General features: G+C 69.9%; 13 protein-coding genes. 5 read left to right on the top strand and 8 right to left on the bottom strand.

Translation table 11 applies throughout. The annotated features are described in order from the left end of the window. Positions 1 to 149: 149 nt before the first annotated feature. Genes M3190_RS09445 through dut form a run of 4 tightly spaced genes read right to left on the bottom strand, consistent with a single transcriptional unit; the run spans position 150 to position 2,640 of the window. Complete coding sequence (locus tag M3190_RS09445) at positions 150 to 791, bottom strand: LON peptidase substrate-binding domain-containing protein (RefSeq protein WP_251580708.1); 642 nt, start codon at positions 789 to 791, stop codon at positions 150 to 152. A gap of 42 nt (positions 792 to 833) precedes the next feature. Further along, positions 834 to 1,613: a DUF3159 domain-containing protein gene (locus tag M3190_RS09440; protein ID WP_251580707.1), complete on the bottom strand. Its 780-nt coding sequence runs from the start codon at positions 1,611 to 1,613 to the stop codon at positions 834 to 836. Continuing rightward, positions 1,610 to 2,194, bottom strand: a complete 585-nt coding sequence (locus M3190_RS09435; protein WP_064002126.1) for a DUF3710 domain-containing protein — start codon at positions 2,192 to 2,194, stop codon at positions 1,610 to 1,612. The genes M3190_RS09440 and M3190_RS09435 overlap by 4 nt, the downstream gene beginning before the upstream one ends. Beyond that, a complete protein-coding gene (gene dut, locus M3190_RS09430) occupies positions 2,191 to 2,640 on the bottom strand; it encodes a dUTP diphosphatase (RefSeq protein ID WP_251580706.1) in 450 nt (149 codons plus the stop codon). The genes M3190_RS09435 and dut overlap by 4 nt, the downstream gene beginning before the upstream one ends. Before the next feature lie 12 nt (positions 2,641 to 2,652). Between dut and M3190_RS09425 the strand changes: the two genes are divergently transcribed. Next, positions 2,653 to 3,123 (top strand): DUF3093 domain-containing protein, encoded by a 471-nt coding sequence (locus tag M3190_RS09425; protein WP_251580705.1) that lies wholly within the window; start codon positions 2,653 to 2,655, stop codon positions 3,121 to 3,123. 11 nt (positions 3,124 to 3,134) lie between these two features. Here M3190_RS09425 and M3190_RS09420 read toward each other — a convergent pair whose 3' ends face one another. After that, entirely contained in the window at positions 3,135 to 3,428 is a 294-nt protein-coding gene (locus M3190_RS09420; RefSeq protein WP_018186686.1) for a DUF4193 domain-containing protein, read from the bottom strand. A gap of 218 nt (positions 3,429 to 3,646) precedes the next feature. On the opposite strand from M3190_RS09420, the gene sepH reads away from it, so the two are divergent. Continuing rightward, entirely contained in the window at positions 3,647 to 4,672 is a 1,026-nt protein-coding gene (gene sepH, locus M3190_RS09415) for a septation protein SepH (RefSeq protein ID WP_251580704.1), read from the top strand. 3 nt (positions 4,673 to 4,675) lie between these two features. On the opposite strand, the gene M3190_RS09410 is transcribed toward sepH, so the two are convergent. Next, on the bottom strand, positions 4,676 to 5,806 hold the full coding sequence (locus M3190_RS09410) for an alkaline phosphatase family protein (protein WP_251580703.1): 1,131 nt from the start codon (positions 5,804 to 5,806) through the stop codon (positions 4,676 to 4,678). Positions 5,807 to 5,892: 86 nt separating this feature from the next. On the opposite strand from M3190_RS09410, the gene M3190_RS09405 reads away from it, so the two are divergent. From M3190_RS09405 to M3190_RS09395, 3 genes are read left to right on the top strand one after another with little or no spacing between them, the layout of a single operon-like run. Continuing rightward, a complete protein-coding gene (locus M3190_RS09405; protein WP_251580702.1) occupies positions 5,893 to 8,346 on the top strand; it encodes a DNA gyrase/topoisomerase IV subunit A in 2,454 nt (817 codons plus the stop codon). Positions 8,347 to 8,376: 30 nt separating this feature from the next. Then, positions 8,377 to 8,964 carry an SRPBCC family protein gene (locus tag M3190_RS09400; protein WP_251580701.1) on the top strand — a complete coding sequence of 196 codons (588 nt, stop codon included), beginning with the start codon at positions 8,377 to 8,379 and terminating at the stop codon, positions 8,962 to 8,964. Further along, positions 8,961 to 9,629 (top strand): DUF4166 domain-containing protein, encoded by a 669-nt coding sequence (locus tag M3190_RS09395; RefSeq protein WP_251580700.1) that lies wholly within the window; start codon positions 8,961 to 8,963, stop codon positions 9,627 to 9,629. Before M3190_RS09400 ends, M3190_RS09395 begins: the two co-directional genes overlap by 4 nt. 1 nt (position 9,630) lies before the next feature. Here M3190_RS09395 and M3190_RS09390 read toward each other — a convergent pair whose 3' ends face one another. Both M3190_RS09390 and M3190_RS09385 read right to left on the bottom strand, forming a co-directional pair. Next, positions 9,631 to 9,879, bottom strand: coding sequence for a DUF4287 domain-containing protein (locus tag M3190_RS09390; protein ID WP_251580699.1), 249 nt, complete (start codon positions 9,877 to 9,879; stop codon positions 9,631 to 9,633). A gap of 31 nt (positions 9,880 to 9,910) precedes the next feature. Beyond that, positions 9,911 to 11,983 carry a DNA gyrase/topoisomerase IV subunit B gene (locus tag M3190_RS09385; protein WP_439958021.1) on the bottom strand — a complete coding sequence of 691 codons (2,073 nt, stop codon included), beginning with the start codon at positions 11,981 to 11,983 and terminating at the stop codon, positions 9,911 to 9,913. Positions 11,984 to 12,071 lie beyond the last annotated feature (88 nt).

The following is a 12,071-nucleotide window of genomic DNA, read 5'->3' as shown; positions in this document are numbered from 1 at the left end:
GTGCTCTCCTTCGTCGGCGGGCGCGGCGTGAGCCGGCCCTCCCATCTTCGCCCCGCCCGGTCCCGGCGGCTAGTGAGGTCTGCCTTACCGCGGCGGGCGAAATTTATCTTGATATCAAGATACCTCACCAAGGCGCCGAACGCGTGTTCTCAGGCGTCGTCGTCATCCGTGTCGGCGGCATCCGCGGCTCGGGCGATGAGGACCGGCTCCTCGTCCAAACACATCTGTCGCAGCATCCCGATCAGTCCCTCGAGAGTGGTCGCGCCCAGCAGGCGGAAACGGTCGTACTCCCCCAGCGGTGCCATGGCGGCGAGCTGCCAGGTCGAGGCGACGGGGTCGTCGGCGAGTTCGGCATCCGGATCCCACCGAGCCTCGTCGAGGACCGACGCCAAGGTCGCGACCCGGCGGACGATGCGCTCGACCTCCCGCCGCAGCGGAAGCAGCGCGTCGTCCCACTCCAGCGGCGGTACGGGCGACAGATCGGCGATCGGATGCGGGTCGTCGTCCCCCCACCGGTCCACGGCGACGCGCTCGTCGCCCACCGCGATGACGAAGAGGTCTGCGGCCCCCGCCTCGACACGGACGATGCGCGCCATCGTCCCGAGCATGGCCCGCTCGTCGCCGCCGCCGGCTTCGAAGCCGCGCTCGATGAGGACGACGCCGAACGAAGGGTCCTCCGCGTCGAGGAGCCGGCCGATCATCGTCAAGTACCTCGGCTCGAAGACCCGCAGCGCGAGCGGCGTGTGCGGAAAGAGCACACTGCCGAGCGGGAACATCGGGACCGCGTCCATGGGCTCAGTCAACCAGCCCCTGGGCCCGAACGGGGCGGTTCCTCAGCTCTCGTCGAGCCGGGTACCGCGGGGCGGGTACAGGGCGCGCACGGCGAGCCACGTGACGGCGACCATGGGTGCGAACAACGGCAGGCCCATGATGAGCTTCAGCGTTCCCAGCGCAGCCACCTCGCCCGCCAGGTACAGCGGCAGTTGCACGGCGAGCCGGGCGTAGAACAGCGCCGCCCAGGCGATCGTGAGCCAGAAGAAGGCGCGCCGCTTGCGGCGGTCGGCGCGCCACGCGGTTCCCTCGTTCATGAGGAAGCCCACGGCCAGGCCGATGAGGGACCAGCCGATGAGCGCGGACACCAGCAGGCCCGTGCCGTACGCGGCGTTGGTGATCAGCCCGGGGACGAAATTGTCCTCGCCCCGGCCGGTGAACAGCGCCAGAGCGGCGGCGACACCGGTCGCGACCAGACCGCCGAAGGCGGCTGCCGCGGGCGACCGTTGGACGAGCCGGATGATCGTGAAGACGGCTGCGAGCCCGACCGACGCCACGAGGGAGAGCACCAGGTCCTGGCCGGTGATGGTGAAGAGGACGACGAACACGAGGCCGGGGAGGACGGACTCGGCGATCCCGCGCCAGCCGCCCATCGCCCGCCACACGACGTGCCCCGTCGTCGCATCCTCCGCCGGATCCAGGCCGGCACGCTTGGCTGCACCGCCCAGCGCCTGTCCGAGCAGTTCTGATGCCGTCGGGGAGTCGGACGCCGCCGGTGGCACCAGGTCGTGGCGCTCTGCCGAAGGGTCCTCGGCTCCGGCGCGGTCCTGCGGGGTCGTCATGCGCTGCCGGGAGAGGCGGGCATCTTCAGCGGGATGAGGTCGCGCGGCGGCATGGGCGTCGCGCCCCGCACCACCACGATCGACCGGAAGAGGTCCTCGACCTGCGCGGCGGCGTCGATGTCGCTCGCTGCGGCACCGCCGATCACTCCGCGCAGGAACCAGCGGGGGCCGTCGACGCCGACGAATCGCGCGAGACGCTTGCCCGCGGCGCCGTCGGCGCCGGCCACAGGGACCTCCGCGAGCAGTTCGGGACCGAGCGGCCCCTCGCGCTCCTCCACACGACCGCCCTGCTGACGGACCTGCTGGCGGATCTGCTCGCGGGTCTCCTCCCAGAGACCGCTCGAGCGAGGTGCCGCGAAGGGCTGGACCTGCAGCGTCGAACCGGCGTAATCGAGGCCGACGGCGACGATGCGCTTGGTCTGCTCCTCGACCTCGAGCCGGAGGTTGAGCCCCTCGCGGGGCAGCACCTTCACCCCGCCGAGATCGATGTAGGGACGGACGGGGTTGGCTTCCGCCTCGTCGAAGGGACCGTTGCTGGCACGATCGCTCGGTGCCGACTTGGGTGCGAGCTCGTCGCTCATGCGGAGTGTCCTGTCGTGTAGCCGGTGGATCCGAATCCCCCGTCACCGCGCACGCTGTCGGGAAGCGTGTCGACGGGGAGGAAGGTCGCCCGCGAGACGGGCATGACGATGAGCTGCGCGATGCGGTCGCCGGGGGCGACGTCGAAGGCCTCGGCGGCATCCGTGTTCAAGAGCGTCACCTTGATCTCGCCCCGGTAACCGGCGTCCACCGTCCCCGGGGAGTTGACCACGGTGATGCCGTGCTTGGCCGCCAACCCGCTGCGCGGCACGACGAAGGCGACGTAGCCGTCGGGCAGGGCGATGCGCACACCGGTGCCGATCAGGGCGCGCTGTCCGGGGGCGAGTCGTACCTGCTCCGTCGCGACGAGGTCGGCGCCGGCGTCGCCCGGGTGCGCGTAGACGGGAACCTGAGCCGAGATAATGGGAACGTCCACGGTATCCATCACCCCCCGAGGCTAATGCACAACATCGACCGCACCGCTCCGCCCTCCTATCGCGAGCGGCTGAGCCCGTCGTTGTGGCTTCTGGTCAGCGCTGCCGTGTGCGCGCCGATGGCCGCCGTGGCCTTCTCCCCCATCGACACGACACTCGCGCTCGTGGTCGGTCTGGCCGTCGGTGTCGGACTCGTCTCGGCCCTCATCGTCGCCGCCCCGGTCGTGTCCGTCAGCGAAGGGGAGCTGCGCGTCGGACGCGCCCACATCCCGGTGGACGAGCTCGGCGAGCCCGAGATCCTCGCCGGCGAGGCGGCCCGCTCGGCACGCGGCGGCGAACTGCGACGCGACGACTGGCACCTGCTCCGCGGCGGCATCGACGGCGTCGTCCGGGTTCCGGTCACAGACGACGACGACCCCACCGCACGCTGGGTGTTCTCGTCCCGCACACCCGAGCGGGTGGCGGCGATGATCACCCGCGCACAGCGGGGTCGCTGATATCGGGCGGCTCAGGCCGCGCACTCGGTGCAGATGGCACCGATCGAGGTCTGGTGGTCGATCTGGGTGCGGTGCTTCACCAGGAAGCACTCGACACACGTGAACTCGTCCTCCTGCGGAGGCAGGACGACGACGTCGAGGTCGACGTCGGAGAGGTCGGCACCGGGCAGTTCGAAACCGCTCGGGTTGTCGGAGTCCTCGACGTCGACCGAGCCGGACATCTTGTCCGGGACGCGTTCCTTGAGAGCCTCGATCGACTCGCTGTCGTCTTCGGTCTTGCGGGGGGCGTCGTAATCCGTGGCCATTCGGGAACGTCTCAACTTTCGGGTGTTGCAGTGGGGTGCGGCCCGTTCGGGCGGCCATAGTTTGCATCACGCACCGGTGAATCGCAAATGGGCCGCCGGGTCGCCGCCGCCTTTCGGAGGGGCCTCACCGCAAACTCGCGGCACGCCCCGGATATTCCCGTCGCGGGGCCCCCTCCGTGACACCATGGGCGCACACGCTGGATCTGGAGGACGTCCGCATGGAACAGCTCAAAGTGATCGGCACCGAGGACGGTCGCCTCATGCTCGCGACCGACGCCGGCGACCGGTTCTCGCTCGCCGTCGACGAGGCGCTGCGCACGCAATTGCGCCGCCTGCAGCGCGACGCGGAGCCCCGCCTCGCGCGCCCCAATCCCCGCGACATCCAGGCGCACATCCGGGCCGGCATGTCGGCGGAGGACGTCGCGCAGCTCCTCGGCGTCCGCGTCGAGGACGTCCAGCGCTTCGAGGGCCCCGTCCTCGCGGAGCGCGAGCACATCGTGGGCCAGGCCCTCGCCGTCACCGTCCTGATCGGAGGTGAGCTCGATCCCGGCGCGCAGCCCACCTTCGGCAACGCGGTCCGCGCGAAGCTGACCGAGGCGGGTGCCACGGGCGAGCGCTGGACGAGCTGGAAGGACCAGAACGGCTGGACCGTCAAGCTCGAGTTCACCGTCGGCGAGGTGGAGCACGACGCACGGTGGTCGTTCGACCCGCGCCGCTCGTCGCTCGCACCGCAGAACTCCGACGCGAGCCAGCTCTCCCGCCAGGGATCCCTCCCGGAGGGCCTCATCCCGCGTCTGCGCGCTCTCGACACCAGCCCGCAGAAGGACGCCACGCGGTTCGACAGCGAGTCCTTCGGTCCTCGCGGCGTCGTCACATCCGACACCTCCGCAGATCCCGCTGATGACCGGGCGGCCTCGTCCCCGGCGGTCCAGCAGGCAGCGATCAAGCGCGCTCCGGACGCTCCCGTGACGTCGGCCGAGACCGCCGATCTCCTCGAGGCGTTGCGTCGCCGACGCGGACAGCGCGAGCCGATGCCGAGCGAGCAGACCGAACAGAGGTCGTCGACCCCGGTCGCTCTCTTCGACACGTTCGAGACCACGGAGGACGCAGCTCCGGCCGACCCCGCTCCCGCAGAGCCCGAGGCGTCGCCCGAGGCACCGGCGGAGCAGACCCGCCGTCGCGGACGCACCTCGATGCCGTCCTGGGATGAGATCGTCTTCGGCGCCCGCACCGAGGACGGCTGAGCTTCAGGCGAACGTGCCCAAACGCACCAGCGGGACGACGCGTTCCTGATCGGTCAGTGAGCCGTGCTGCCCGATCATGCCCTGCGGCCTCTTGTCGCTCTCCCGGTCGTCGTAGTAGGCGACGGTGGCCCGCGCCGCGACGAGGACGTCCCCGATCCGCGGGAGCACCTCGGGGTCCACGATCTCACCGAAGAGCCCTGCAGCGACCGCTTCGTCGCGTGACACCACCCACGATCTGCCGGCCTCGGCTTCCCGCCACCGGCGCAGCACATCGGCGGCCCGCCCGTCTTCCGTGTACAGATGCAGCATCCGCGGTTCGCCGCCGACGATCCGGACGTCCGCCACGAGAGGACTGCCGTCCTGCAGGAGCAGGTGCCGGTGCCGAGGCACGTCGACGATTCCGTGGTCGGCGGTCAGCACCGCGCCGGCGTGGGAGCCGATCGCCTCGTCGAGTCGTCGGGCCGCGGCATCCACCGTCTCGAGTCCCGCCGACCACTCGTCGCTCTCCCATCCGCGGGCGTGAGCGATGGTGTCGAGCTCCGGGACGTAGGTGTACACCAGTGCCCCCGGATGCTGCAGGGCGAGGTCCGCGGAACGTTCCATCCGGTCCGCGATCGTCGGTGCGCCCACGAACTCGGCGCCGCGCTGCAGCGCACGGGTGAACCCGGTCGTGGCGTACCGCGGCGACGAGACGACGAAGCACGGCCTCCCCGCCGCCGTCTCGCGCTCGAGGATCGGAGCACTCCGCTGCCAGGTCAGCGGGTCGAGCCCGTCGCTCTCCCACCCCTTCAGCTGGTTCGGCGCCAGGTCGGTTCCCGGGACCCGAACGCGATAGCCGACCAGACCATGGCGGCCGGGTGACTCCCCCGTGAGAAGACTCGTCAGCGCCGCCGCCGTGGTCGCAGGGAAGACGGTGCGGGCGGCATCCTTCTTCGTCATCCGCCCTGCGAGGAAGCGCGCGTACCCGGCGCGGGCGGTGAGGTTCGCCCGGCCCAGTCCGTCGACCATCACGACGATCGCCGATCTGGCCGGCGTGAACCAGTCGCCACGACCCTGCAACGACGCCAGGATCTGCGGCACGACACCGGTGAGGCTCCGGGCCGACGGCGGGTCCGCGGGTAGGCTGGCAGTCATCCGGGTCAGTCTCCCACACGGTGCTCAGACGCCGTCCCGACCCCTGGCAGCATCACCGCAGCATCTCCCGAGGACCGATCGAGGCCATGGCATCGCGTACGCCCCCACCCCCGCCCGCCGCTGAACGCATCGAGGACGTCGACCTCGCCGACGAGATGCAGGGCTCGTTCCTGGAGTACGCCTACTCGGTCATCTACTCGCGCGCGCTGCCGGATGCGCGCGACGGCCTCAAGCCGGTACAGCGCCGCATCCTGTTCCAGATGTCCGAGATGGGGCTGCGGCCCGATCGCGGGCACGTGAAGAGCGCCCGCGTCGTCGGCGACGTCATGGGGAAACTCCACCCGCACGGCGACTCCGCCATCTATGACGCCCTCGTCCGCCTCGCTCAGGACTTCGCGCTGCGGGTCCCGCTCGTCGACGGCCACGGCAACTTCGGCTCACTCGACGACGGACCGGCGGCGGCGCGGTACACCGAGGTCCGACTCGCGGCATCCGCTCTCGCGCTCACGGAGAACCTCGACGAGGACGTCGTCGATTTCATCCCCAACTACGACGGACAGTTCCAGCAGCCCGAGGTGCTGTCCGCGGCCTTCCCGAACCTGCTGGTGAACGGCGCGACCGGCATCGCCGTCGGCATGGCGACGAACATGGCGCCCCACAACCTCATCGAGGTCGTGTCCGCCGCCATCCACCTGCTCGAGCACCCGGACGCCACTCTCGATGAGCTCATGGAGTTCGTGCCGGGACCCGACCTGCCCGGCGGTGGCGTCATCGTCGGACTCGACGGCATCAAAGAGGCCTACGAGACCGGGAGGGGTTCGTTCCGCACGCGGGCGAAGACGTCCATCGAGTCCCTCGGTCCGCGTCGCACCGGCATCGTCGTCACCGAACTCCCGTACATGGTCGGGCCGGAGCGCGTCATGGAGAAGATCCGCGACGCCGTCACCGCGAAGAAGCTGACCGGCATCTCCGACCTCACCGATCTGACCGATCGCAACAACGGACTGCGTCTGGTCATCGGCGTCAAGACGGGGTTCGACCCGAACGCCGTGCTCGAGCAGCTCTACCGTCTGACGCCGCTCGAGGACTCCTTCGGCATCAACAACGTCGCCCTCGTCGCCGGGCAGCCGCAGACGCTCGGGCTCAAGGACCTCCTCCGGGTGTACCTCGACCATCGCATCCAGGTCGTCACACGCCGGAGCCGGTACCGCCTGGCCCGCAAGCAGGAACGCCTGCACCTCGTGGAGGGCCTCCTCATCGCGATCCTCGACATCGACGAGGTCATCCAGGTCATCCGGACGTCGGACGACAGCGACCAGGCGCGGACGCGACTCATGGACGTCTTCGACCTGTCGCAGCCGCAGGCCGAGTACATCCTCGAGCTCCGCCTGCGCCGGCTGACGAAGTTCTCGCGCGTCGAGCTCGAGAGCGAGCGCGACACCCTGAAAGCCGACATCGCCGCGCTCGAGGAGCTGCTGGCCAGCGATGTGCTGCTGCGTCGCCAGGTCGCCGAGGAGTTGGATGCCGCGGCTGACGCCTTCGGCACGCCGCGGCGCACGCTGCTGATGAACGGCGGTCAGGTCGCGCCGCGCGGTCGCGCCGCCGCGCCCACCGACCTCCAGATCGCCGACGCGCCGTGTCGTGTCTTCCTGTCCGCGACGGGCCGCATGGTCCGCGCCGAGCTCGTGCCCGATGTGCCGGGAGGGGGCATCGTTGCTCCCGCCCGACGCTCGAAGCACGACGCCATCCGCTGCGCCGTGGATGCGACGACGCGCGGCGATCTCGGCGCGGTGACGACCGCGGGCCGCCTGGTGCGGTTCACGCCCGTCGATCTCCCCTCCGTCCCGGCGAACTCGGTGCAGCTCGCGGCGGGCACGCGCGCCGACCAGTACCTGGGCCTCAGCGCGAACGAGCACGTCGTGGCGATCGTCCCGCTCACGGGCGACGCGCCGATCGCGCTGGGCACCGCCCACGGTGTCGTGAAGCGGGTCGCCGCGACGGAGCTGCCGGCGGGCAAGCCGGACGTGGAGATCATCGCGCTCAAGCCCGGCGACACGGTTGTGGGCGCCGCTCTCGCGGCGGACGACGTCGAGCTCGTCTTCGTCGCGAGCGACGCGCAGCTGCTCCGTTTCGACGCCACCGCCGTGCGCCCGCAGGGACGCTCGGCCGGTGGCATGGCCGGAATCCGGCTCTCGGAGGGCGCCCGCGTGATCGCTTTCACCGCGGTCATCGCGACGGAGGACACCGTCGTCGCGACCGTCGCAGGCTCGACCGCCGCGCTGCCGGGCACCGACGCCGGGTCTGCCAAGGTCTCGGCCTTCAGCGAGTTCCCCGCAAAGGGACGCGCGACGGGCGGTGTGCGCGCACAGCGCTTCCTCCGCGGCGAGGACTCGCTGATGCTCGCCTGGATCGGCGGTGCACCTCGCGCCGTGGGTACCGACGGCGCCGTGCGCCAGCTGCCGGACCCCGGCGCGAAACGCGACGCGTCGGGACAGACCCTCGATGCGGTCATCGGCGCCATCGGCACCGCGGTGTCCTGAGAGCCGCAGATGCGTCGGCGCGGCATTCACGTGGAGATCGACATCGCGGCGCCCATGGAGCGCATCTGGACGCTGACGCAGGACACCGATCTGCACCCGCGATGGGACGTGCGGTTCTCGCGCATCACCCCCACCGAGACGGATGCCTCCGGAGCGAGACGGTTCACCTACGAGCGCGAGACTCCGCTCCACACCGTCCGCGGGACGGGTATCAGCCTCGGCGAGCGGCGGCGGCCCGACGGCTCCCGCACGTCAGCCCTGCGTTTCTCCACACGCGACCGGCTCTCCCCGATTCGTGGTGGCCGCGGGTACTGGCGCTACCTCCCCCTCCCCGACGGCCGCGTCCGCTTCGTCACGGGATACGACTACGACGCGGGCTGGGGACTCCTCGACATCCTCGTGCGTCCGCTCATCGGCTGGGCGACCGCGTGGAGCTTCGACCGCCTGCGCATCTGGGCCGAGACGGGAGTGCCGCCGGAGCGTTGGCCCCTTCGAACGGTCTTCGCCTGGAGCCGTTCGGACCGGCCGCGTGCGGCACGCTGCGGTCGTCGGCCGGCCGGGCGACACGCTCTCGACGGCGCACCCGCGACCCTCGCCACCCTGCGGGATCCGTCATGACCTCGCTCTTCCGCACTGCCATGGGCGACGGGTTCGACCGCCTGCACCCCCAGCTGCAGCGCCGCTTCGACATCGGTGTGACGAACGCCGAGGCCTGCGTGGGTCGCGGCGTGATGACCGAGATCAGGCGCGGGCCGTGGTGGACGGTGCCGTTCCTGCAGATCGGGCGACTCCGCAACATCCTCGTCCCGGACGTGGGATCGGATGTGCCTTTCACCATCGCGAACTATCCCTATGTCGATCCCTTCGGACGGGAGACCGTCACGTTCGTCCGTCACTACCGGGTCAGTGCAAGAGACCGCCGCTTCGACGCGACGATGGTGGCGGGTCCTCAGGGGATCGTCGACTACCTGGGCACGCATCAGCACCTCGCCGTCGACCTCGACGTGACCGCGGAGCCCGACGGGTCGTTGCTCCTGCGCAGTGGCGCGCAACGTTTCTACGAAGGCCCCATCGCCTTCCGCTTCCCGATGCTCTTCAGCGGCCGCGCGACGCTCCGGGAGCGGTTCGACGAGTCCGATGGCCGCTTCCACGTCGACCTTCGCGTCATCAACGACCGCTTCGGCTTCCTCTTCGGCTACCGCGGCTCGTTCACGTGCGAGTGGGTGCCGGCTTCCGATGCCCCGGCTCATCTCAAGCCGCGTCGGCACGAGCGGCGTCTGTGACTCAGGCCTTCAGCTTGGCCTTGACGTAGGCGACGATCGCATTGGCGTGGCCGTGACCCAGCCCGTGCTCGTCCTTGAGAAGACCGACCGCCTCCATGTGGGTCTTCGTGTCGAGCGCGTCCGCGGCGAGGTCCAACCAGTGCTGGACGGGCTGTCCGTAGGTCTTCTCGATGCTCGGGAAGTAGGACGCCGGACCCTTCGGCTTCTCGCCTGCGGCGATCACGGGCGCGTCGACACGGTGGGAGCTCATGCGCTCACGCTACTGCCGCACGACCCCATGGTCACGCGTCGATGCGCTCGCGGTCGAGACGTTCGCTCGATGTGACGATGAAGTCGCGGCGCGGCGCCACCTCCGACCCCATCAGCAGCTCGAACACCGTCGACGCCACCTCGGCGTCCTGCACACGCACCCGGCGGAGGGTCCGCCCGGCGCGGTCCATCGTGGTCGTGGCGAGCTGATCGGCGTCCATCTCGCCGAGGCCTTTGTAGCGCTGCACCGGCTCCTGCCAGCGCTTGCCCGCCTTCGTGAGCTTCGCCAGCAACGTATGGAGTTCCTGCTCGCTGTAGGTGTAGATCGTCTCGTTCGGTTTCGACCCCGGATTGATCACGACGACGCGGTGCAACGGCGGCACGGCCGCGTACACCCGGCCCTCCTCGATGAGGGGTCGCATGTACCGGAAGAACAGGGTGAGCAGCAGCGTACGGATGTGCGCGCCGTCGACGTCGGCGTCGCTCATCAGGATGATCTTGCCGTAGCGCGCCGCCTCGAGGTCGAACGAGCGACCGGAGCCCGCGCCGATCACCTGGATGATCGCCGCGCACTCGGCGTTGGACAGCATGTCGCTGATCGACGCCTTCTGGACGTTCAGGATCTTGCCGCGGATCGGCAGGAGCGCCTGGTACTCGCTGTTGCGCGCGTGCTTGGCCGTCCCGAGCGCCGAGTCACCCTCGACGATGAAGAGCTCCGACTCGGCGACGTCATTCGTCCGGCAATCGGCGAGTTTGGTCGGCAGAGAGGACGACTCGAGGGCGTTCTTCCGGCGTTGCGTCTCTTTGTGCGTACGCGCCGAGATGCGCGCCTTCATCTCGGAGACGATCTTCTCGAGCAGAAGCGCCGTCTGCGCCTTGTCGTCACGCTTGGGCGAGGCGAACTTCGCGGCCAGCTCCTTCGACACGACGGACGTCACGATGTTGCGGACGGCGGGGGTGCCCAGGATCTCCTTGGTCTGGCCCTCGAACTGCGGCTCCGGAAGACGCACGGTGAGGACCGCGGACAGGCCTGCGAGGATGTCGTCCTTCTCGATCTTGTCGTTCGCGCCCACCTTCAGCTTGCGGGCGCCTGCCTCGATCTGACCGCGGAGGGTCTTCATGAGGCCCTGCTCGAAGCCCTGCTGATGCGTGCCGCCCTTCGGCGTCGCGATGATGTTCACGAACGAGCGGGTCACCGTCTCGTACCCCGTGCCCCAACGCAGCGCGATGTCGACCTCGCACTCGCGCTGCACCTCGGTGGGCACCATCGCTCCGGAGGCCTGCAGGACGGGCACCGTCTCGGTGAACGTGCCGGTGCCGGTCAGGCGCCACGTGTCCGTGATCGGAGCGTCGGGGGCGAGGAAATCGGCGAACTCCGAGATGCCGCCGTCGAAGCGATAGCTGGTCTCGACGGTGTCCGCCGTCCGCTGGTCGACGATGACGATCTCGAGGCCGGGGACCAGGAACGCGGTCTGACGCGCGCGCTGCTCGAGCTCGCTGAGATCGAACGCTGCGTCCTTCGTGAAGATCTGCCGATCCGCCCAGTAGCGGATGCGCGTACCCGTGACACCCTTGGCCGCCTTGCCGACGACGCGCAGCTCGCTCGACTTCTCGAACGGCCGGAATCCGGACGACGGCGAATCGCCCTCGAACACACCCGGCTCACCCCGGTGGAAGGACATCGCGTACGTCTTGCCGGCGCGGTCGACTTCGACGTCGAGTCGTTCCGAGAGCGCGTTGACGACGGACGCGCCGACGCCGTGAAGACCGCCGGATGCCGCGTACGAGCCGCCACCGAACTTGCCGCCGGCGTGCAGCTTCGTGAAGACGACCTCGACACCGGTGAGACCGGTGCGCGGCTCGACGTCGACCGGGATGCCACGGGCCCGGTCACGGACCTCGACGCTCCCGTCGGCGTGCAGGATGATCTCGATGCGGTCGCCGTACCCGCCGAGGGCCTCGTCGACGGAGTTGTCGATGATCTCCCACAGGCAGTGCATGAGCCCGCGGGAGTCCGTCGATCCGATGTACATGCCGGGCCGCTTGCGCACGGCCTCGAGCCCTTCCAGGACCTGGAGATGATGGGCGGAATACTCGGCTGTCACGATCTCCCATCGTATGCGGCGCCCCCGACACGACTCCGACCGACACACACGCCGTCACGAGGTCGTCACGCACAGCGGACGCATACCG

It is taken from the genome of Microbacterium oleivorans (genome assembly GCF_023715745.1).
Taxonomy (GTDB): domain Bacteria; phylum Actinomycetota; class Actinomycetes; order Actinomycetales; family Microbacteriaceae; genus Microbacterium; species Microbacterium oleivorans_D.
This window is presented reverse-complemented; position numbering and strand designations above follow the sequence as displayed.